The following is a 20,348-nucleotide window of genomic DNA, read 5'->3' on the forward strand; positions in this document are numbered from 1 at the left end:
TATGTTACAGCAAGAATCTAGATTAAAGGTTGCGGATAACACAGGGGCAAAGGAAGTTTTAACTATCCGTGTTCTTGGTGGTACTAAAAGAAGATATGCGTCTATAGGTGACAAAATTGTTGTTACTGTTAAAGAAGCTACTCCTAATGGAGGTATTAAAAAGGGAGCAGTATCAACTGCTGTTGTAGTTCGCACAAAAAAAGAGGTAAGAAGACCTGATGGGTCTTATATTAGATTTGATGATAACGCTTGTGTTTTATTGAATCCTGCCGGAGAAATGAGAGGAACTCGTGTTTTTGGACCTGTAGCAAGAGAGCTTAGGGATAAGCAGTTCATGAAGATTGTATCATTGGCCCCAGAGGTATTATAATATAACGGACAAGATGAAAAAGTTAAAAATCAAAACAGGAGATACGGTAAGGATTACAGCTGGTGACCATAAAGGTACAGAAGGTAAAATAATGCGTGTAGATCTTGAGAAAAATAAAGCCATTGTTGAAGGTGCTAATATGGTATCTAAACATGAGAAGCCTAGTGCTAAGAATCCTCAAGGTGGTATTGTAAAAAAAGAAGCTTTAATCCATATATCTAACTTGGCTCTAATCGACAGTAAATCTGGAGATGTAACTAGAGTTGGTTATGAGATAAAGGATGGTAAAAAAGTTAGGGTTTCCAAAAAATCCAATGAAGTAATTTAGTTATGGCATACGTTGCAAGATTAAAGAAAGAGTATAAGGAGCGAATAGTAGCGGCCCTTACCGAAGAGTTTGGTTACAATAATGTAATGCAGGTTCCTAAGTTAGAGAAAATAGTAATGAGCAGAGGTGTAGGAGCTGCCGTTGCTGATAAAAAGCTTATTGACCATGCCTTGGATGAAATGACTATGATAACAGGTCAAAAAGCAGTTGCTACATTGTCTAAAAAAGATGTTGCTGCTTTTAAATTAAGAAAAGGTATGCCAATTGGTGCAAAGGTTACTCTTAGGGGAGAGCGTATGTACGAGTTTTTAGATCGCTTGGTTACTTCTGCTTTACCTCGAGTACGTGATTTTCAAGGTATCAAAGCTACTGGTTTCGATGGTCGTGGAAATTATAACCTAGGTGTTACTGAACAAATTATATTTCCTGAAGTAAATATTGATAAAATCAATAGAATTAACGGAATGGACATTACTTTTGTTACTTCGGCAGAAACTGACAAAGAAGCGAAATCATTATTAACTGAATTAGGTTTACCTTTTAAAAAGAATTAGTATGGCTAAGGAATCAATGAAAGCCCGTGAAAGAAAAAGGGAAAGAACTGTGGCAATTTATGCTGAAAAAAGAAAGGCTTTAAAAGAAGCTGGTGATTATGAAGCACTTCAGAGATTGCCTAAGAATGCATCACCGGTACGTTTACACAATAGATGTAAATTAACTGGAAGGCCTAAAGGTTACATGAGAACTTTTGGTATTTCAAGGGTAAAGTTTAGAGAAATGGCAAATGCTGGTTTAATACCTGGTGTTAAAAAAGCTAGCTGGTAAAAATTAGAATTATTAATGGAATCAGGTTTGGCCTAAATGCTGAAAACCGTTTCCGAATTTTATATAAATGGTAACAGATACTATTGCAGATTACCTAACGAGAGTTAGAAACGCGAGTAGAGCGGGTCACAGGGTTGTTGAAATTCCTGCGTCGAATCTAAAAAAGGAAATAACTAAGATTTTATTCGACCAAGGATATATTTTAAGTTATAAGTTTGAAGATAATAAGGTTCAAGGTTCTATTAAAATTGCCTTGAAATATGACAAACTTACTAAAGAGCCAGTCATTAAGAAAATTCAACGTATCAGTAAACCTGGTCTTAGAAAGTATGCTGGTAGTGAAGATTTACCACGTGTATTAAATGGTTTAGGTATTGCTATTGTATCAACCTCACATGGTGTGATGACTAGCAAACAAGCAAAAGCAGAGAATGTTGGTGGTGAAGTTTTGTGCTACGTTTATTAATTGATTTAAAGATTTAGAAGATGTCTAGAATAGGTAATAATCCAATCGCAATTCCTGAAGGAGTTACAGTTGAAATCAAGGAGAATGTCATTTCTGTTAAAGGAAAGTTGGGCGAATTGACTCAAGAATTTTCTGATGTTGCGGTTAAAGTAGAAGATGGACAGGCTTGGGTGACAAGACCATCAGATTCTAAGGAGCATAAAGCTAAACACGGTTTATATAGATCACTTATAACTAATATGGTTGAAGGTGTCTCTAAAGGATGGACTAAAGAATTAGAATTGGTAGGAGTTGGATATAGAGCAAGTAATCAAGGGCAAAAACTTGATTTGGCGTTAGGTTTTTCTCATAATATAATCTTTGATTTAGCTCCGGAGGTAAAAGTTGAAACTATATCTGAAAAGGGTAAGAACCCTATTGTGAAGTTAACTTCACATGATAAACAATTAGTTGGCCATATTGCTGCAAAGATTAGATCTTTCCGTAGACCTGAACCATACAAAGGGAAAGGTATTAAATTTGTAGGTGAAATATTAAGAAGAAAAGCTGGTAAGTCAGCTTAATATAAGGGTATTATGGGATTATCAAAAACACAAAGAAAAACAAGAATCCGACGTAGAATTCGTAAGGTTTCTTCTGGAACTGCAGCAAGACCAAGGTTGTCTGTATTTAGAAGTAATAGCGAAATATACGCTCAAGTTATAGATGACGTAAAAGGAATCACTTTAGTATCTGCTTCTTCAAGAGATAAGGATATTGCTAAAGCAAAAGGAAATAAAACAGAGATTGCTGCATTGGTTGGAAAATCAATTGCGGAAAAATCCGTAAAAGCTGGCTTGGATAAGGTCGCTTTCGATAGAGGTGGTAATTTATATCACGGAAGAGTAAAATCTTTGGCGGATGGCGCAAGAGAAGCAGGATTAAAATTCTAAAATACTAGTATGTTCCAAAAATATAAAAACGTAGAAACAGTTAAACCTGGTGGTTTAGATTTAAAAGATAAATTAGTTGGTATACAACGTGTAACTAAAGTAACAAAGGGTGGTAGAGCATTTGGTTTTTCTGCTATTGTTGTGGTAGGTGATGAAAATGGCGTTGTAGGTCATGGTTTAGGTAAATCTAAAGAAGTTGCTACGGCAATAGCTAAGGCTATAGAAGATGGTAAAAAGAACCTTGTGCGTATTCCCTTAAATAAAGGTACTTTGCCACATGAGCAAAAAGGTAAATTTGGTGGTGCTAGAGTGTATATTCAACCTGCATCTCATGGAACCGGGGTTATTGCTGGTGGTGCAGTAAGGTCTGTATTAGAATCTGTTGGTGTACATGATGTACTTTCAAAATCTCAGGGTTCATCCAATCCACATAATGTTGTTAAAGCTACTTTTGATGCGCTTTTACAACTTAGGGATGCAAAGACAGTTGCAACACAAAGAGGTGTTTCTTTAGAAAAAGTATTTAAAGGCTAAGAGTAGAATTATGGCAAAGATTAAAGTAACACAGTTAAAAAGTGGAATTAAGAAACCTCAAAATCAAAAAAGGACTTTAGAGGCTCTTGGTTTAAAAAGAATAGGACAGGTCGTTGAACATGAAGATACGCCTAATATTCTTGGAATGATAAATAAAGTTAAACATTTAGTTTCCACTGAGGAGGCTTAAATATAGAATAAAATGGGTTTACATAATCTACAGCCTGCAGAAGGTTCAGTGAATAGAGATGGAAAGCGTCTTGGAAGAGGTCAAGGTTCTGGAAAAGGAGGAACTGCTGCAAGAGGTCATAAAGGAGCAAAATCAAGATCTGGTTATTCTAAGAAAATAGGTTTCGAAGGTGGTCAAATGCCTTTGCAACGTCGTGTACCTAAGTTTGGTTTTACCAATATTAATCGCAAGAATTACCAAGGTATCAATTTAGAAAAGTTGCAAGAACTTGTTGATAATAAAGTTGTTACAAATGAAGTGTCATTAGATATTTTAATTGAAAACGGTTTGGTTGGTAAAAATGATTTAGTGAAAATTTTAGGTAATGGTGAATTAAAATCACCGCTAAAAATTTCTGTACATAAATTTACAGTTTCAGCTAAAGCGGCTATAGAAGCGGCTGGTGGTGAAGCAATAAGTTTGTAAGCATAAACGAGAGCATGAAGAATTTTATTGATACATTATCCAATATTTGGAAGATAGAAGAACTAAGAAATAGAATTCTTATAACTTTAGGACTTTTGTTGGTTTATCGTTTTGGTTGTCAAATCGTACTTCCAGGTATTGATTCTACACAATTAGGTGGATTAACGGATAGTACTGACCAAGGTATTTTTGGTCTTTTAAATGCATTTACCGGAGGGGCATTTGCTAATGCTTCTGTTTTTGCATTAGGTATTATGCCTTATATTTCTGCTTCTATTGTTGTACAGCTAATGGGTATTGCAATTCCTTATCTTCAAAAATTACAAAAAGAAGGTGAAAGTGGTCGTAAGACTATCAATCAAATCACTAGGTGGCTAACTATTGGTATTTGTATAGTGCAAGCTCCTGCATATTTATATGGGTTAGAAGCCTTTGGTGTAAGGGATAGTGCTTTCTTATTAGGAAAAGGATTAGATTTTATGGTTCCTGCGGTAATTATTTTGGTAACAGGTACTGTATTTGCTATGTGGCTAGGGGAAAAAATTACTGATAAAGGAATTGGTAATGGTATTTCTTTGTTGATTATGATAGGTATTATTGCTACAATGCCGCAATCTTTTGTTCAAGAGTTTATATCTAGAACAACTAATAATAACGGTGGATTAATGTTTATATTAATAGAAGTTATTATTTGGTTCTTAGTAATATTGGCTTGTATTTTATTAGTAATGGCTACAAGACAAATACCTGTTCAGTATGCAAGACGTACTGCTTCTGGTGGCTATGAAAAGAACATTATGGGGTCTAGACAATACATTCCTTTGAAATTAAACGCTTCGGGAGTAATGCCAATAATATTTGCACAAGCTATTATGTTTGTTCCTGGTATGATTGGTGGAGCATTTGATGATACCGCTTTTGGACAGTGGATGCAAGTACAGTTTAGTGATATTTTTGGTTGGGCATATAATTTATTGTTTGCAATATTGATTATAATTTTCACCTATTTCTATACTGCAATAACAGTTCCAACGAATAAAATGGCCGATGACCTTAAAAGGAGTGGTGGTTTTATACCTGGAATACGTCCTGGAAAAGAAACTGGAGATTATTTAGATAAGATTATGTCTTTAATAACGTTACCTGGATCTATTTTCTTAGCTTTGCTGGCTATTTTACCAGCTATTGTGGTTAAATTAATGGATGTTCAAGCAGGATGGGCATTGTTTTATGGTGGTACATCACTATTAATTATGGTTGGTGTTGCTATCGACACTGTTCAACAAGTAAATTCTTATTTGTTAAATAGACATTACGATGGTTTAATGAAAACCGGTAAAAATAGAAAAGTAGCATAATTTATGGCTAAGCAGGCAGCAATAGAACAAGATGGATCTATCATTGAAGCATTATCTAATGCAATGTTTCGTGTAGAGTTGGAGAATGGACATGTGGTAACGGCGCATATATCAGGTAAGATGCGTATGCACTATATTAAACTATTACCTGGAGACAAGGTTAAATTGGAGATGAGTCCGTATGACCTTACCAAAGCAAGAATTACATATAGATACTAAGATACAAGATGAAAGTAAGAGCATCAGTTAAGAAGAGAAGTGCCGACTGCAAGATTGTTCGCAGAAAAGGCAGGTTGTACGTAATCAACAAAAAGAATCCTAGATTTAAACAAAGACAAGGGTAATTATGGCAAGAATCGCAGGTATAGATATACCAAAACAAAAGAGAGGCGTAATCGCCTTAACCTATATTTTTGGAATTGGCAGAAGTAGGTCACAAGAAATTTTGAAAAAAGCCCAAGTTAGTGAAGATACTAAGGTTTCTGATTGGAACGATGATGAAATTGGCCGTATAAGGGAAGCTGTTTCAGGTTTTGTAATTGAAGGTGAATTACGTTCTGAAACTCAGTTGAACATTAAGCGTTTAATGGACATTGGCTGTTACAGAGGAATTCGTCATAGATCAGGTTTACCTTTAAGAGGTCAGCGTACTAAGAATAACTCTAGAACAAGAAAAGGAAAACGTAAAACAGTTGCTAACAAGAAGAAGGCAACTAAATAATAATTAGGTATGGCAAAGGCAAATACTAAAGTTACCAAGAAACGTAAAGTTATAGTAGATTCTGTTGGGGAGGCTCATATAAGTGCTTCTTTCAATAATATCATTATATCTTTAACAAATAAAAAAGGAGATGTTATTTCTTGGTCATCTGCTGGTAAATTAGGTTTTAGAGGGTCTAAGAAAAATACACCATATGCGGCTCAAGTGGCTGCTGAAGATTGTTCTAAAGTTGCTCATGAAGCAGGCTTAAGAAAGGTTAAGGTATATGTAAAAGGACCTGGAAATGGTAGAGAATCAGCGATAAGATCTATACACAATGCAGGAATAGAAGTGACAGAAATTATAGATGTTACACCTATGCCTCATAATGGTTGTAGACCTCCTAAAAGAAGAAGAGTTTAAATTAATTACTAATATATTTCACGGAAAGTGTAGTTACGATTATCGAAGGATAAGCCTTAATTCATAATCTCACTTTCAAATTAAAAGAAAATGGCAAGATATACAGGACCAAAATCAAAGATTGCTCGTAAATTCGGCGAGGCAATTTTCGGAGATGATAAATCTTTCGAAAAGAAAAATTACCCTCCAGGGCAACACGGAAATAATAGAAGAAGAGGTAAAAAGTCTGAATACTCTATTCAATTAATGGAGAAACAAAAGGCTAAATATACTTATGGTATTTTAGAAAAACAGTTTAGAAATTTGTTTCAAACTGCTAAAAGAAAAGAAGGTGTTGCTGGTGAGATTTTACTTCAATTATGTGAGTCACGTTTAGATAACGTAGTTTATAGAATGGGAATTTCCCCTACTAGAAGCGGAGCTAGGCAATTGGTTTCTCACAGGCACATTACAGTAAACGGAGAGTTGGTAAACATACCATCTTATTCATTAAAGGCTGGTGATGTTGTTGGTGTAAGAGAAAAATCAAAATCACTTCAAAGTATACAAGATTCATTAACTGCTAGTAGTGCGGTTTATGAGTGGATTTCTTGGAATAGTGAAAAGAAGGAAGGTACATATGTTTCCATTCCTGAAAGATTACAGATTCCAGAAAATATCAAAGAACAATTAATCGTGGAGTTATACTCTAAATAAACAACACCGATCCAATTATGGCATTATTTAATTTTCAGAAACCCGATAAAGTAATAATGATCGATTCCTCTGATTTTGAAGGGAAGTTCGAATTTCGCCCTTTGGAACCTGGTTATGGATTAACTGTTGGGAATGCATTAAGACGCGTATTGTTATCTTCATTAGAAGGTTACGCTATTACGTCTGTAAGAATAGATAAGGTAGATCATGAGTTCTCAGTAATATCTGGCGTTGTAGAAGATGTTACAGAGATTATTTTGAATTTGAAACAAGTGCGTTTCAAAAAACAAATAGAAGACTCGGAAGCTGAAGTTGTTTCAATTTCAGTAAGTGGTAAAAATCAATTGACCGCAGGTGATTTTCAGAAATTTATTTCTGGCTATCAAATATTAAATCCTGAATTGGTAATTTGTAATATGGATGCTAAAGTTAGTATCAATATGGAAATTACTATCGAAAAGGGTAGAGGTTATGTACCAGCGGAAGAGAATAAAAAATCTGGAGCTCCATTAGGAACAATAGCAATTGACTCTATTTTTACACCTATTAAGAATGTAAAATATAGTATAGAGAACTTTCGTGTTGAGCAAAAAACGGATTACGAAAAATTGGTTTTTGAAATATCTTCAGATGGTTCCATTCATCCTAAAGATGCTTTAACTGAAGCTGCTAAAGTACTTATTCACCACTTTATGTTATTCTCTGATGAGCGTATTACATTAGAAGCTGATGAAATTGCTCAGACAGAGACTTATGATGAGGAGTCTTTACATATGAGACAATTGTTGAAAACTAAATTAGTTGATATGGACCTTTCTGTTCGTGCACTAAACTGTTTAAAAGCAGCTGAAGTTGACACTTTAGGAGATTTAGTTTCTTTCAATAAGAACGACTTAATGAAGTTTAGAAACTTTGGTAAAAAATCTTTAACGGAACTTGAAGAACTTGTAATTAACAAGGGGTTAAGTTTTGGTATGGATTTATCAAAATATAAATTAGATAAAGATTAAATAATCATATTTTGCTCCTCGTTCTATCGAGTTTGGTAGCAAGATGATAAAATTAAAACATGAGACACGGTAAAAAAAATAACCATTTAGGTAGAAAAACTGCTCATAGAAAAGCGATGTTAGCAAACATGGCTTGTTCTTTGATCGAACACAAAAGAATCAATACAACTGTTGCTAAAGCGAAAGCTTTAAAACAATTTATCGAGCCTTTGATTACAAAGTCTAAAGCTGAGAATAATGTTAGTGCTGAGAAAGGTACTCATAACAGACGTATCGTTTTTAAAAATCTTCGTGATAAGTATGCTGTTACAGAATTGTTTAGTGTAGTTTCTGAAAAGGTTGCCGATAGACCAGGTGGTTATACTAGAATTATCAAATTAGGTAATCGTTTAGGTGATAACGCTGATATGGCAATGATAGAATTGGTTGATTTCAACGAGTTATACAATGCTGGCAAGCCTAAGAAGAAATCTACTAGAAGAAGTAGAAGGTCAGGTGGTAGTGATGCTGAAGTTGTTTCTGCAGAGAAAGAAACAAAAGTGGAAGAAGCTCAAACCGAAACAGAAGCTAAGACAGATGATTCTAAGGAATAAAATTGTCGATAAATATTAATAATGAAAAAGGATAAACTTTCTAGTTTATCCTTTTTTTATGTTTTTTTGTTAACGAATAAATTATAAGACTAAAATGAAATATCAAGCAAAGAGAAAAGCTATTATATTACTTGCAGATGGTACCATCTTTTATGGAAAATCTGTTGGAGATAAAAAAGGTACTGCTTTTGGTGAAGTATGTTTCAATACAGGAATGACAGGTTATCAGGAGATATTTACGGATCCATCTTATTTCGGACAAATAATGGTAACTACCAATGCCCATATTGGTAATTATGGCGTTAATAAAGATGAGATAGAATCTGAGTCTATAAAAATTGCTGGATTGGTTTGTAGAAATTTCAGCTATGAGTATTCAAGACCTTCCGCAGATAATAGTTTGCAAAATTTCTTAGATGAAAATGAGCTGTTTGCTATATCAGATGTCGATACGCGTGCATTAGTTAGCTATATAAGGGACAATGGTGCAATGAATGCTGTAATATCTACTAATATTGAGAATATAGATGAGTTGAAAAAACAATTAAGTGAAGTGCCAAGCATGGAGGGTTTAGAATTGGCCTCGAAAGTTTCTACTAAAGAACCATATTTTGTTGGTGATGATAATGCAACGTTTAAAATTGCAGCACTTGATATTGGAATTAAAAAGAATATTTTAAGAAACCTGGTGAAGCGTGGAGCTTACGTAAAAGTCTTTCCTTATAATAGTAGTTTTGAAGAAATGTCTTCTTGGAATCCTGATGCTTTCTTTATTTCTAATGGTCCTGGTGATCCAGAACCATTAGTGGATGCAATTACTGCGGTTAAGAAAATGATCCAAACAAATAAACCCCTTTTCGGTATTTGCTTAGGACATCAAGTTTTGGCATTGGCAAACGGAGTTTCTACATACAAAATGCATAATGGGCATAGGGGTATAAATCATCCTATTTTAAACTTAATTACAGGGAAAGGAGAGATTACTTCGCAAAATCATGGCTTTGCCATAAATAGAGAAGAAACAGAAGCTAACAGTAATTTAGAAATCACGCATACACATCTTAATGATAAGACCGTTGCAGGTATTCGTATGAAAGATAAAGATGTATTCTCTGTGCAATATCATCCAGAAGCTAGTCCAGGTCCTCACGATGCAGATTACCTTTTTGATGATTTTTTCAAATTAATTGAGAAAAGTTCAAAACATAACGAAATAGTTTAAATAAACATTAATTAATTGGGAAATCTTGGGTTTAAACAAACCCATTGATTTCCCTGTTTTGTATCTTTACTTTTTTAAACAACTAATAAAAAGATTAAAAATGAGTATTATATTAAATGTTCACGCAAGACAGATTTTAGATTCTAGAGGAAATCCAACTGTTGAAGTAGATGTGGTTACAGAAAATGGTGTAATGGGTAGAGCTGCAGTTCCTTCAGGAGCTTCTACAGGTGAGCATGAAGCTGTTGAACTACGTGATGGTGGCAAAGCGTTCATGGGTAAAGGCGTAAGTAAAGCTGTGGATAACGTAAACAGTATTATTGCAGAAGAAATTTTAGGAATGAATGTTTTTGATCAGAATCTTTTAGATCAAACAATGATTGATTTAGACGGAACACCAAATAAATCCAAATTAGGCGCTAATGCAATTCTTGGTGTTTCACTAGCTGCTGCAAAAGCTGCCGCTAATGAACTGGGTCTTTCGCTTTTTAGATATATCGGTGGGGTAAGTGCAAATACACTACCTGTGCCAATGATGAATATAATTAATGGAGGTTCTCACTCCGATGCGCCAATCGCATTTCAAGAGTTCATGGTAATGCCAGTGAAAGCAAAAAGCTTTACACATGCAATGCAAATGGGTACTGAGATTTTCCATAACCTTAAAAAAGTATTACATGATCGTGGACTTAGCACAGCAGTAGGCGATGAAGGCGGATTTGCACCAAACCTAGCCGGTGGTACTGAAGATGCTTTAGACACTATTGCCAAAGCTGTGAAAAACGCAGGTTATACTTTAGGTGATGATGTAATGATCGCTTTAGATTGTGCAGCTGCAGAATTTTTTGTTGATGGAAAATATGACTACACTAAGTTTGAAGGCGAAACGGGTGTAATTAGAACTTCTGAAGAACAAGCTCAATATTTAGCTGATTTAAGTGCTAAGTATCCTATTATCTCTATTGAAGATGGTATGGATGAAAACGATTGGGATGGTTGGAAGTCCTTAACGGATAAAATTGGCGATAAGGTTCAATTAGTAGGTGATGATTTGTTTGTTACTAATGTGGAACGTTTGGCAACCGGAATAGAAAGAGGTATTGCGAATTCAATTTTGATAAAAGTAAATCAGATTGGTACGTTAACAGAAACAATAGCGGCGGTTAATATGGCGAAAAATGCAGGTTATACTTCTGTTATGTCCCACCGTTCTGGAGAAACAGAGGATAATACTATTGCAGACTTAGCAGTAGCTTTGAATACAGGTCAAATTAAAACTGGATCTGCATCAAGATCTGATCGTATGGCTAAATATAATCAACTTCTTCGAATTGAGGAGGAATTAGGAAGTACGGCATACTATCCACAGAAAAAAGCATTTAAAATAGGATAATCCTTGTTTGTGATGATTAATTAAGCCTTTCTTTTCAGAAAGGCTTTTTTTTTTGGCGTACATCAAAACTTTAACTACCTTTTGAGAATAAACCATTAAAAACCCCACTTTGTTAGCGTATGAATAATTTTCTTTTTGTTTCCGCAGAGAACGATGCCATTCCTGATTGTAAAGCAGGTGGAATGGGTGATGTAGTTAGAGATGTACCAAGAGAGATTTCTAAACGAGGTGATAAAGCCCATGTTGTAGTCCCTTCATATTCTAGATTGCATAAAAATGGTATATTCAAGACAAAGCTTGAGTTTAGTCTAAGAGGTATCCCATATACCGCAGAGTTATATGAAGTAATTCCAAAAAAGGTTGATGTAAATATTACACATTATGTCATTCATCATCCTGAAATCCTTGAAGGTGGTATAGCTCATATTTATCACGATGATCCCACAGAACCCTTTTTTAATGATTTTATAAAATTTATTATTTTTTGTACTGCGACTGCAGAGGCTATAAAAATAGGGGCTTTTGGGGATTTAGATATTGTTCATATGCATGATTGGCATGCAGCCGCATTATTGTTTATAAAAAAGTACCATCCCAATTATCAAGATTTAAAAAAGATGCGTTATGTATATAGCATCCATAATTTAGCAATTCAAGGAATAAGACCATTTTATAATAACCATGCATCTGTTAATAATTGGTTTCCTGAAATTCAGCTAGACCATAAAGCCCTAATGGATTATCGTTATCAAGATTGTATTAATTTAATGGCCGTGGGAATTAGATTGGCCGATGCTGTACATACCGTTTCGCCTTCTTATAAAGATGACGTGCTTTTGCCAAGTAGAAGACCGGAATTTATTGGAGGAGAAAGTTTAGAAGTAGATTTGCAAAAAGCAGATAATGAGGGCAGGCTATTTGGAATTTTAAATGCAAGTAATTACGGTAATATTCGAGTAGCCGAAAAAGGATTACTGTATAGAAACACAGTTAAAGCCTTATTTAGATGGCTTCAAGATACATCAAAGAAGTATAAAGCTGATTTTTTGGCTCATACCGGCGAGAAAATTATGCAATATGTAGGTAATAGACCAAAATTCATTGTGTCTAGTGTTGCCAGGTTAACTGAACAAAAATTCTATTTTTTAAAACGATCACCAGAAGCTTTTGAGAAAATACTTGTAAGACTAACTAAGGTAGAAGGGATCTTTATGTTGTTAGGAACCGGGGACCCGGATTATGAAGAGTTTTTTAGAGAAATGAGTTATAAGCATAAGAATTTTATATTTACAAATGGTCAGTCAGAAGACCTTATTGATTCTATGTATTTAGAAACAGATTTGTATTTTATGCCTAGCTTATTTGAGCCATGTGGAATAAGTCAAATGCTGGCAATGAGAAATGGGAACCCATGTCTTGTACATCATACAGGTGGTTTAAAAGATACAGTTGCTCATATGAAGACGGGGTTTGCTTTTAGCGGCGAAACTTATGATCAACAAATTAAGAATATGGTAAATAGTTTTGATGAAGCGCTAACTCTTTGGGAAAACGATAAACCTGCTTGGAAAAAAATTCAAAACAATGCTAAAAAGGCTCGTTTTACATGGGAAAAGTCTTTAGATGAGTATTATAAATCATTATATCTGTTGTAAGTGATGTAGTTGATAGAACTTATTGTTAATTTTAGCCCAAACAGAATTTTGAAATTGTTAAAACAATCCTGTTTTGTTAACTTTACGAGAAGTATTTAAAACGTAAAAATAAAAATGTCAGATAAAGCTATTTTAGAATATAATGGTCAAAAATATGAGTTTCCAGTTATTAAGGGAACCGAAGATGAACTTGCAATCGATATCAAATCATTGCGTTCAGCAACCAAAGGAATGATAACTATTGATCCAGGTTTTAAAAACACGGGATCTTGTGAAAGTGCCATTACATTCTTAGATGGAGAAAAAGGTATTTTACGTTATAGAGGTTACTCAATTGAAGAATTAGCTGAGAAAGCCGATTTCTTAGAAGTAGCTTATGCATTGATTTTTGGAAACTTACCGAACAAAGAAGAATTGGCTAAGTTCCATAAAGATATTAAAGATGAGTCTCATGTAGATGAAGAGATGAAAAAGATATTGGATGGTTTTCCAAAATCTGCACACCCTATGGGCGTGTTGTCATCCTTAACAAGTGCCTTAATTGCATTTAACCCTTCAACTGTTGATGTAAGTTCAGATGAGGCAATGTATCATGCTATTGTACGTATTCTTGCCAAATTCCCAGTTCTTGTAGCTTGGACATTGCGTAAAAAGAAAGGCCTTCCGTTAGATTATGGTGATGATAGTTTAGGATATGTTGAGAATATTCATAAAATGATGTTCAAGCGTCCAAACCAAGATTATAAAAAGAACAAAGTTGTAATTGAGGCTTTAGATAAGTTATTGATATTACACGCCGATCATGAGCAAAACTGTTCTACGAGTACGGTACGTATCGTTGGTTCTTCTCATGCTGGTTTATTTGCATCGTTATCTGCAGGTATTTCTGCGCTTTGGGGCCCGCTTCATGGAGGGGCTAACCAAGCGGTATTGGAAATGCTAGAAGCTATCGAAGCTGATGGTGGCGATACCAAAAAATATATGGCGAAGGCAAAAGATAAGGAAGATCCGTTTAGATTAATGGGCTTTGGTCATAGAGTATACAAGAACTTTGACCCGCGTGCCAAGATTATCAAAATGGCTGCCGATGAAGTATTGGCAGATTTAGGAATAAATGATCCTATTTTGGAAATTGCAAAAGGTTTGGAGAAAGAAGCATTAGAGGATCAGTACTTTGTGGAAAGAAAACTATATCCTAATGTAGATTTTTATTCAGGTATTATATATAGAGCTTTAGGTATACCTACAGAAATGTTTACAGTAATGTTCGCTTTAGGTAGATTGCCAGGGTGGATTGCTCAGTGGAGAGAAATGAGATTGAATGGTGAACCAATAGGTAGACCAAGACAGGTTTATGTTGGTGAAAATTTAAGGTCTTTTGTCGAACTGGACAAGAGGTAGATTGCTACCTTTATTAAAAAAACAAAAAGCTCTTTTAATTTTAAAGGAGCTTTTTTTTGTGCCAAATTTTAATTCATTTTAAAATATTAGTTATGTTACAATTAAATATAAATGACGAAATATCACCACTAAAGGCTGTTGTTTTAGGTATTGCAAAAAGTTCTGGACCTATACCTACAGTTGAGGAAGCTTATGACCCCAAATCTTTAGAGCATATTAAGGCCGGTACATATCCAAAAGAAGAAGACATGATTCAAGAAATGGAGGCATTTAGAAAAGTGTTTGAAAAATATAATGTAAAAGTTTTTCGTCCTGAAATTTTAATAGATTGTAACCAAATTTTTTCTAGAGATATCGCCTTTGTAATTGGTGATAAATTGATTAAGGCAAATATATTACCGGATCGTGAAAAAGAAGTTGAGGCAATACTGCATGTCTTGGATAAGATTGATGATAATCATATTCTTCATCCACCAGATAACGTTCATGTTGAAGGGGGCGATGTAATGCCATGGAACGATTATATTTTTGTGGGTACATATACTGCACCCGACTACTCAGAATTTATTACGGCTAGAACGAATAAAGCGGCAATAGACTACTTAAGAAAACAATTTCCTGATAAAAAAGTAAAATCTTTTGAACTTAGAAAATCCAATACAATTGCTCAAGATAATGCCCTGCATTTAGATTGTTGTTTTCAGCCATTAGGTAAAGGGAAAGCTATTTTACATAAAAATGGATTTTTGGTTGAAGAGGAATATCAATGGTTGGTTGACTTTTTCGGGAAGGAAAATATTTTTGAAATAGATGCTTTAGAAATGTATAACATGTTCAGCAATGTCTTTTCTATTTCTCCTAACGTGGTTGTGTCTGAGCGTAATTTCACGCGATTAAATAATTGGTTGCGCGAACATGGTTTTACGGTTGAGGAAATACCGTATGCTGAAATTTCTAAGCAAGAAGGGCTATTGCGTTGTAGCACATTGCCTTTAATAAGAGAATAATATTTAGGTCAATTTTTAATAACTTATCAATAATGCAAATTACTAATACCATACTCATGATTCGTCCTGTTTCATTTAGAATGAACGAGCAGACGGCAGTTAATAATTATTTTATGGAAGATCTTGATATGAAAAATCAAGCCATAAATGAAAAAGCACAAGAAGAATTTGATGTTTTTGTGGATGCCTTAAAAACAAAAGGTGTAAATGTAATTGTGGTTGAGGATACAAAAGAGCCAGATACTCCAGATAGTATTTTTCCAAACAATTGGATATCGTTCCATTCAAATGGTACGGTAGGCGTTTATCCTATGTATGCAGAGAATAGAAGAAATGAACGAAGAGAAGATATTTTAGAAATTCTAGAAAGTAAGGGATTTAAAATTAATGATGTTGTAGATTATACTTCTGCAGAGGAAGAAGGATTATTTCTCGAAGGTACCGGAAGTATTTTGTTAGATAGGGTCAATAAAAAGGCTTATTGTGCATTATCTGAACGGGCAGATGAAGATTTATTTATTGAATTTTGTGAAGACTTCGACTGTTTTCCCGTAATATTTACGGCAAATCAATCAGTAAACGGTAAACGATTACCTATTTACCATACCAATGTAATGATGGCACTTGCCGAAAATTTCGTGGTTATTTGCCCTGATACAATTGATGATAAAAAAGAAAGAAAAAATGTACTAGACCATTTAAAAAAAGATGGAAGGGAGATTATTACTATCACAGAAAAACAAATGCATCATTTTGCAGGTAATATGTTACAAGTTTTAGGAAGCGAAGACAAAAGATATATGGTAATGAGTTCGGCAGCATTTAATAGTCTTACTTCTCAACAAATTTCACAAATTGAAAATCATTGCCCTATACTTCATAGTTCATTAGATACTATTGAAACATGTGGTGGTGGTAGTGCTCGTTGTATGATGGCCGAAGTATTTCTTCCCAGAAACTAAATATAGCTTGAAATAAGAATAAGTTGATTGAAAAACTGTTTAGGATTTTATATTCTGGACAGTTTTTTAATTTTTCTGATGGGCAATATTCTTGATCATTCCGCCAAAAATAAAATAGTGGAATGGCACAATGCTGTACCAATATAACCTACCGCGTAAACCACGTGGTCTAAAAGTCGCTGTTTGGTGAAGTATATTATCATCGTCAATCTTAAATTCTAACCAAGCTTCGCCTGGTAGTTTCATTTCAGCAAACAATAATAATCTTTTTGCTTTTTTATCGGCAAGTAGAACTCTCCAAAAATCTAATGAGTCACCTGCGAATATTTTATTTGCATGAGTCCTTCCACGACGTAAACCTACACCGCCAGAAAGCTTATCCATAAACCCTCTAATTTTCCAAAGCCAGTTCCCGTAATACCATCCGGTTTCACCGCCAATGCTCCAAATGCGTTCTAATACTTCCTCAGGATTCGAAATTTTAAGTTGTTTGTAATCCTTCAGAATACCATATTTTGGAACTTGTATATGTTTCTCTAAGTTTTCAACAAAACGACCGCTGATCATACTATCTTTCCAGCTACTGACCACTAAATTTTGTTCTATTTTTTTAAAAGCTAAATCTATTGCTTCTTTGTAAGTGTGTGGAGTTATTCCAAGTATATCTTGCAAGCGAGTATCTTTGGCTACCACTTCAATCTTCATACTGTCTACAAGATTCAATGCTAGTTTATAAGAGGTAGAGGTTACAAAATATAACCAATAGGAAGATAGTTTAGGAGTCATAATCGGTACGGTCCAAATCCAGTTTTTGAATCCTCTTACTTCGGCATACTTATGCAGCATTTCTTTATAGGTGAGTACATTGGGTCCTGCAATATCGAACGAGTCGTTGTACGTTTTTTCATTTCCTAAAACTCCCGTTAAAAATGCGATAACATCACGTATGGCAATAGGTTGAGTCTTGGTTAATACCCACTTTGGAGTAATCATAACAGGTAATTTTTCACATAAATCGCGGATGATTTCAAATGAAGAACTTCCAGAGCCTACAATGATTCCGGCTCTTAAAACAGTTAGGTTAAAATCACCTTGATAAAGAATATCCTCCACATTTTTTCGGGACTGTAAATGCTTTGAAAGATTTTCATCATTAACTATTCCGCTTAAATAAACCACTTGTTTAATTTTTGTTTGAGAAACATACTTATTGAAATTCTCAGCGGTTTTCGCCTCCATGTCATCAAAGTCCTGTGTAGAAGAGCTCATAGAGTGAATTAAAAAGTACGCTGCATCAATATCCTGTGGAACTACATTTTCTTTTGGTTCCTCTAAAAAATCAATTTCAATAACTTGAATCTGGCTTCTAATTTCTTTATCTACCGAAAGCCTAGTTTCATCGCGTACAGCACAAACTATCTCATGACCCATTTCTAAAAGCTGCGGTAAAAGTCGCATACCTATATAACCATTGGCACCTGTGAGCAGTATTTTCATAAATCTTCAATTGACGTTGGTGCGTTATCCGCTTTATAACCCATAATTTTTTTAAAGAACTTCTGCACAGCTTTGGTGTCAGATTCTACTTTTATAAAATGATGGTCTTTATAAATAGAATATACAGATGCTTCTCCTTTGTAAATAGTGAGTTTATAGTAGGGGATCACCAATGCATACGATTCTAATAATGACCTAAACCCAACTATGATTCCCTTTGGTCTCATTTCTATATTACAAGTATCTCTATTATTGTCTAAAATCAGCAAGTTTCTTATTTCTATGCTTGTTTCGGTAATCATAAGTTTCGGAGAACCAATACCGTTCAATGCCCACCTTTCTTTTAAAGTAAAAGACTTACCCACTTCGGTGTTAATTTTGCTTGAAATCTCTTTGTTATTATACGATACGTTTACGAGCATGGTAAATTTGTTGCGCAGTTTACATTAAAGTTAACGAAATGCCGAATGAATGCCGAATCTGTTCATCTTAAAGCGTAAAAAATGATTAATTTTGCAGCCTTAATTAAACGTTTTGGTGAATATTCAAGAGGTACTATCAGATAAAGTTAAAGAAGCGGTAAATTCTATTTTTGACAAGGAATTGCCAAATGTAGAATTTCAGCCTACACGTAAAGATTTTGAAGGAGATATCACGATTGTGGTTTTCCCAATGTTACGTGTGGTAAAAGGAAATCCTGTTCAAATTGGTGAACAAATTGGTGCTTACTTACAGGAACATGTAGATGCCGTTGCCGGCTTTAACGTGATCAAAGGATTTTTAAATATCGCTATTAACGATGGTTTCTACCTAGATTTTTTCAATTCTATTACGGCTACTGAAAATTACGGTTACGTAAAAGAATCTACCGATGCGGTAATGGTAGAATATTCTTCACCAAATACGAATAAACCATTACACTTAGGGCATATTCGTAATAACTTATTAGGTTATTCTGTTGCTAAAATTTTAAAGGCATCGGGTAAGAAGGTGTATAAAACTCAAATTATTAATGACCGTGGAATTCATATTTGTAAAAGTATGGTGGCTTGGCAGAAATTCGGAAACGGAGAAACGCCAGAGTCTACAGGGTTAAAAGGAGATAAGCTAGTTGGTAATTATTACGTAGCTTTTGATAAAGCGTATAAAGAAGAAATAACAGAATTGGTTGCTAGCGGTAAAGAGCAGAAAGTTGCTGAAAAAGAAGCTCCAATTTTATTAGAAGCACAAGAAATGCTTTTAAAATGGGAATCTGGGGATGAAGAAACTGTTGCGCTTTGGAAAACTATGAACGATTGGGTATACCAAGGATTCGAAGTTACTTATAAGAATTTAGGGGTTGATTTTGATACCTTGTATTATGAAAGTGACACTTACCTTTTAGGAAAAGATGTTGTAGCCGAAGGATTGAAAAAAGGTGTTTTTTTCAAAAAAGAAGATGGCAGTGTTTGGATTGATTTAACTGATGATGGATTAGATGAAAAAATTGTACTTCGTTCAGATGGTACTGCGGTTTATATGACCCAAGATATTGGTACTGCCATACAACGTGTAAAAGACCACCCAGATGTTAACGGAATGGTTTACACGGTAGGGAATGAGCAAGATTACCACTTTAAAGTATTGTTCTTAATTCTACAGAAACTCGGTTTCTCTTGGTCTAAAAAACTACATCATCTTAGTTACGGGATGGTAGATTTACCTAGCGGAAAAATGAAAAGTAGAGAAGGTACTGTTGTTGATGCCGATGATCTTATGGCTGATATGACACAAACTGCTGCAAACATTTCTAAGGAACTAGGTAAGCTAGAAGATTACGACGAAAAAGAAAAGCAGGCACTGTATCAAATGATTGGCTTGGGTGCTTTAAAATATTATATTTTAAAAGTGGATCCTAAAAAACGTATTCTCTTTGATCCTGAAGAATCTGTAGATTTTCAAGGAAATACGGGTCCGTTTATTCAATATACCTACGCACGTATTCAGTCTATCTTAAGAAAGGCGGAAAGTATGGGTATAGATATTTCTAAAGATGCCAAGGTCACGGAATTACATGCGAAAGAAAAGGAATTGATCAAGCAACTGCAGTTGTTCCCAGAAACTATTCAATTGGCTGCGGATAATTATAGTCCAGCATTGATTGCAAATTATACTTATGATTTGGTGAAGGAATTTAATTCGTTCTACCAACAGGTTTCTATACTTGGCGAGTCTGACGATGAGAAGAAAGTTCTACGTGTGCAGTTGTCCAAGAAAGTAGCTGAGGTTATACAAGATGCCTTCAAGTTATTGGGTGTTGAAGTGCCTGAACGTATGTAAAT

The 20,348-nt window shown here is 34.6% G+C and carries 27 protein-coding genes; 25 read left to right on the forward strand and 2 right to left on the reverse strand.

The features are described 5' to 3' along the window. The first annotated feature begins 1 nt into the window (after nt 1). The 24 genes from rplN to ctlX all read left to right on the forward strand — a co-directional run bounded on the left by rplN (nt 2) and on the right by ctlX (nt 16,530). On the forward strand, nt 2-370 hold the full coding sequence (gene rplN, locus BTR34_RS11725; protein WP_027064819.1) for a 50S ribosomal protein L14: 369 nt from the start codon (nt 2-4) through the stop codon (nt 368-370). 13 nt (nt 371-383) lie between these two features. Next, nucleotides 384-698 (forward strand): 50S ribosomal protein L24, encoded by a 315-nt coding sequence (gene rplX, locus BTR34_RS11730; protein ID WP_068483659.1) that lies wholly within the window; start codon nt 384-386, stop codon nt 696-698. Between the two features lie 2 nt (nt 699-700). Then, the gene (rplE, locus tag BTR34_RS11735) at nt 701-1,252 is read left to right on the forward strand and encodes a 50S ribosomal protein L5 (RefSeq protein ID WP_068483661.1); all 552 of its coding nucleotides are present in this window, start codon (nt 701-703) and stop codon (nt 1,250-1,252) included. A gap of 1 nt (nt 1,253) precedes the next feature. Next, nucleotides 1,254-1,523: a 30S ribosomal protein S14 gene (rpsN, locus tag BTR34_RS11740; protein ID WP_068483664.1), complete on the forward strand. Its 270-nt coding sequence runs from the start codon at nt 1,254-1,256 to the stop codon at nt 1,521-1,523. 67 nt (nt 1,524-1,590) lie between these two features. Next, entirely contained in the window at nt 1,591-1,989 is a 399-nt protein-coding gene (gene rpsH / locus BTR34_RS11745; protein WP_068483667.1) for a 30S ribosomal protein S8, read from the forward strand. 20 nt (nt 1,990-2,009) lie between these two features. Further along, on the forward strand, nt 2,010-2,552 hold the full coding sequence (rplF, locus tag BTR34_RS11750) for a 50S ribosomal protein L6 (RefSeq protein ID WP_068483670.1): 543 nt from the start codon (nt 2,010-2,012) through the stop codon (nt 2,550-2,552). A 12-nt stretch (nt 2,553-2,564) separates the two neighbouring features. Beyond that, nucleotides 2,565-2,921 carry a 50S ribosomal protein L18 gene (rplR, locus tag BTR34_RS11755; protein WP_068483673.1) on the forward strand — a complete coding sequence of 119 codons (357 nt, stop codon included), beginning with the start codon at nt 2,565-2,567 and terminating at the stop codon, nt 2,919-2,921. Nucleotides 2,922-2,930: 9 nt separating this feature from the next. Next, entirely contained in the window at nt 2,931-3,455 is a 525-nt protein-coding gene (rpsE, locus tag BTR34_RS11760; RefSeq protein ID WP_068483676.1) for a 30S ribosomal protein S5, read from the forward strand. 10 nt (nt 3,456-3,465) lie between these two features. Next, entirely contained in the window at nt 3,466-3,645 is a 180-nt protein-coding gene (rpmD, locus tag BTR34_RS11765) for a 50S ribosomal protein L30 (protein WP_068483678.1), read from the forward strand. A 12-nt stretch (nt 3,646-3,657) separates the two neighbouring features. Next, nucleotides 3,658-4,110: a 50S ribosomal protein L15 gene (gene rplO / locus BTR34_RS11770; RefSeq protein WP_068483679.1), complete on the forward strand. Its 453-nt coding sequence runs from the start codon at nt 3,658-3,660 to the stop codon at nt 4,108-4,110. Between the two features lie 14 nt (nt 4,111-4,124). After that, a complete protein-coding gene (gene secY, locus BTR34_RS11775; protein WP_068483681.1) occupies nt 4,125-5,468 on the forward strand; it encodes a preprotein translocase subunit SecY in 1,344 nt (447 codons plus the stop codon). 3 nt (nt 5,469-5,471) lie between these two features. Next, complete coding sequence (gene infA, locus BTR34_RS11780) at nt 5,472-5,687, forward strand: translation initiation factor IF-1 (RefSeq protein WP_013305172.1); 216 nt, start codon at nt 5,472-5,474, stop codon at nt 5,685-5,687. A gap of 8 nt (nt 5,688-5,695) precedes the next feature. Further along, on the forward strand, nt 5,696-5,812 hold the full coding sequence (gene ykgO / locus BTR34_RS11785) for a type B 50S ribosomal protein L36 (RefSeq protein ID WP_013305171.1): 117 nt from the start codon (nt 5,696-5,698) through the stop codon (nt 5,810-5,812). A 2-nt stretch (nt 5,813-5,814) separates the two neighbouring features. Further along, on the forward strand, nt 5,815-6,189 hold the full coding sequence (rpsM, locus tag BTR34_RS11790) for a 30S ribosomal protein S13 (RefSeq protein WP_068483684.1): 375 nt from the start codon (nt 5,815-5,817) through the stop codon (nt 6,187-6,189). Between the two features lie 9 nt (nt 6,190-6,198). After that, entirely contained in the window at nt 6,199-6,591 is a 393-nt protein-coding gene (gene rpsK / locus BTR34_RS11795) for a 30S ribosomal protein S11 (RefSeq protein WP_068483686.1), read from the forward strand. A gap of 90 nt (nt 6,592-6,681) precedes the next feature. Further along, complete coding sequence (rpsD, locus tag BTR34_RS11800) at nt 6,682-7,287, forward strand: 30S ribosomal protein S4 (protein ID WP_068483688.1); 606 nt, start codon at nt 6,682-6,684, stop codon at nt 7,285-7,287. Between the two features lie 17 nt (nt 7,288-7,304). Next, entirely contained in the window at nt 7,305-8,297 is a 993-nt protein-coding gene (locus BTR34_RS11805; protein WP_068483690.1) for a DNA-directed RNA polymerase subunit alpha, read from the forward strand. Between the two features lie 59 nt (nt 8,298-8,356). Then, on the forward strand, nt 8,357-8,890 hold the full coding sequence (gene rplQ / locus BTR34_RS11810) for a 50S ribosomal protein L17 (protein ID WP_068483692.1): 534 nt from the start codon (nt 8,357-8,359) through the stop codon (nt 8,888-8,890). 94 nt (nt 8,891-8,984) lie between these two features. After that, nucleotides 8,985-10,112 (forward strand): glutamine-hydrolyzing carbamoyl-phosphate synthase small subunit, encoded by a 1,128-nt coding sequence (gene carA / locus BTR34_RS11815; RefSeq protein ID WP_068483694.1) that lies wholly within the window; start codon nt 8,985-8,987, stop codon nt 10,110-10,112. 100 nt (nt 10,113-10,212) lie between these two features. Next, nucleotides 10,213-11,505, forward strand: a complete 1,293-nt coding sequence (gene eno / locus BTR34_RS11820) for a phosphopyruvate hydratase (protein WP_068483695.1) — start codon at nt 10,213-10,215, stop codon at nt 11,503-11,505. 119 nt (nt 11,506-11,624) lie between these two features. After that, complete coding sequence (locus BTR34_RS11825; protein WP_068483697.1) at nt 11,625-13,160, forward strand: glycogen synthase; 1,536 nt, start codon at nt 11,625-11,627, stop codon at nt 13,158-13,160. Between the two features lie 114 nt (nt 13,161-13,274). Next, entirely contained in the window at nt 13,275-14,561 is a 1,287-nt protein-coding gene (locus BTR34_RS11830; RefSeq protein ID WP_068483699.1) for a citrate synthase, read from the forward strand. A 92-nt stretch (nt 14,562-14,653) separates the two neighbouring features. After that, complete coding sequence (locus BTR34_RS11835; protein WP_068483701.1) at nt 14,654-15,568, forward strand: dimethylarginine dimethylaminohydrolase family protein; 915 nt, start codon at nt 14,654-14,656, stop codon at nt 15,566-15,568. Nucleotides 15,569-15,600: 32 nt separating this feature from the next. After that, a complete protein-coding gene (gene ctlX, locus BTR34_RS11840) occupies nt 15,601-16,530 on the forward strand; it encodes a citrulline utilization hydrolase CtlX (protein WP_068483703.1) in 930 nt (309 codons plus the stop codon). A 66-nt stretch (nt 16,531-16,596) separates the two neighbouring features. On the opposite strand, the gene BTR34_RS11845 is transcribed toward ctlX, so the two are convergent. Both BTR34_RS11845 and BTR34_RS11850 read right to left on the reverse strand, forming a co-directional pair. Continuing rightward, nucleotides 16,597-18,027, reverse strand: a complete 1,431-nt coding sequence (locus BTR34_RS11845) for an SDR family oxidoreductase (protein ID WP_068483705.1) — start codon at nt 18,025-18,027, stop codon at nt 16,597-16,599. After that, nucleotides 18,024-18,449, reverse strand: a complete 426-nt coding sequence (locus BTR34_RS11850; protein ID WP_068483707.1) for a hypothetical protein — start codon at nt 18,447-18,449, stop codon at nt 18,024-18,026. The genes BTR34_RS11845 and BTR34_RS11850 overlap by 4 nt, the downstream gene beginning before the upstream one ends. Before the next feature lie 115 nt (nt 18,450-18,564). On the opposite strand from BTR34_RS11850, the gene argS reads away from it, so the two are divergent. Next, on the forward strand, nt 18,565-20,346 hold the full coding sequence (argS, locus tag BTR34_RS11855) for an arginine--tRNA ligase (protein ID WP_068483710.1): 1,782 nt from the start codon (nt 18,565-18,567) through the stop codon (nt 20,344-20,346). The last annotated feature ends 2 nt before the right edge of the window (nt 20,347-20,348 follow it).

The organism is Maribacter hydrothermalis (assembly GCF_001913155.1).
GTDB classification, from domain to species: Bacteria; Bacteroidota; Bacteroidia; order Flavobacteriales; family Flavobacteriaceae; genus Maribacter; species Maribacter hydrothermalis.

Coding starts and splice junctions, on each gene's coding strand:
- rpsM (WP_068483684.1), top strand. CDS start 5,815: ATGGCAAGAATCGCAGGTATAGATATACCAAAACAAAAGAGAGGCGTA.
- rpmD (WP_068483678.1), top strand. CDS start 3,466: ATGGCAAAGATTAAAGTAACACAGTTAAAAAGTGGAATTAAGAAACCT.
- eno (WP_068483695.1), top strand. CDS start 10,213: ATGAGTATTATATTAAATGTTCACGCAAGACAGATTTTAGATTCTAGA.
- BTR34_RS11850 (WP_068483707.1), bottom strand. CDS start 18,449: ATGCTCGTAAACGTATCGTATAATAACAAAGAGATTTCAAGCAAAATT.
- rpsD (WP_068483688.1), top strand. CDS start 6,682: ATGGCAAGATATACAGGACCAAAATCAAAGATTGCTCGTAAATTCGGC.
- rplN (WP_027064819.1), top strand. CDS start 2: ATGTTACAGCAAGAATCTAGATTAAAGGTTGCGGATAACACAGGGGCA.
- BTR34_RS11845 (WP_068483705.1), bottom strand. CDS start 18,027: ATGAAAATACTGCTCACAGGTGCCAATGGTTATATAGGTATGCGACTT.
- carA (WP_068483694.1), top strand. CDS start 8,985: ATGAAATATCAAGCAAAGAGAAAAGCTATTATATTACTTGCAGATGGT.
- rpsE (WP_068483676.1), top strand. CDS start 2,931: ATGTTCCAAAAATATAAAAACGTAGAAACAGTTAAACCTGGTGGTTTA.
- rpsN (WP_068483664.1), top strand. CDS start 1,254: ATGGCTAAGGAATCAATGAAAGCCCGTGAAAGAAAAAGGGAAAGAACT.
- rplR (WP_068483673.1), top strand. CDS start 2,565: ATGGGATTATCAAAAACACAAAGAAAAACAAGAATCCGACGTAGAATT.
- rpsH (WP_068483667.1), top strand. CDS start 1,591: ATGGTAACAGATACTATTGCAGATTACCTAACGAGAGTTAGAAACGCG.
- rplO (WP_068483679.1), top strand. CDS start 3,658: ATGGGTTTACATAATCTACAGCCTGCAGAAGGTTCAGTGAATAGAGAT.
- secY (WP_068483681.1), top strand. CDS start 4,125: ATGAAGAATTTTATTGATACATTATCCAATATTTGGAAGATAGAAGAA.
- BTR34_RS11830 (WP_068483699.1), top strand. CDS start 13,275: ATGTCAGATAAAGCTATTTTAGAATATAATGGTCAAAAATATGAGTTT.
- BTR34_RS11835 (WP_068483701.1), top strand. CDS start 14,654: ATGTTACAATTAAATATAAATGACGAAATATCACCACTAAAGGCTGTT.
- rplF (WP_068483670.1), top strand. CDS start 2,010: ATGTCTAGAATAGGTAATAATCCAATCGCAATTCCTGAAGGAGTTACA.
- ctlX (WP_068483703.1), top strand. CDS start 15,601: ATGCAAATTACTAATACCATACTCATGATTCGTCCTGTTTCATTTAGA.
- BTR34_RS11805 (WP_068483690.1), top strand. CDS start 7,305: ATGGCATTATTTAATTTTCAGAAACCCGATAAAGTAATAATGATCGAT.
- BTR34_RS11825 (WP_068483697.1), top strand. CDS start 11,625: ATGAATAATTTTCTTTTTGTTTCCGCAGAGAACGATGCCATTCCTGAT.
- ykgO (WP_013305171.1), top strand. CDS start 5,696: ATGAAAGTAAGAGCATCAGTTAAGAAGAGAAGTGCCGACTGCAAGATT.
- rplX (WP_068483659.1), top strand. CDS start 384: ATGAAAAAGTTAAAAATCAAAACAGGAGATACGGTAAGGATTACAGCT.
- rplE (WP_068483661.1), top strand. CDS start 701: ATGGCATACGTTGCAAGATTAAAGAAAGAGTATAAGGAGCGAATAGTA.
- rplQ (WP_068483692.1), top strand. CDS start 8,357: ATGAGACACGGTAAAAAAAATAACCATTTAGGTAGAAAAACTGCTCAT.
- rpsK (WP_068483686.1), top strand. CDS start 6,199: ATGGCAAAGGCAAATACTAAAGTTACCAAGAAACGTAAAGTTATAGTA.
- infA (WP_013305172.1), top strand. CDS start 5,472: ATGGCTAAGCAGGCAGCAATAGAACAAGATGGATCTATCATTGAAGCA.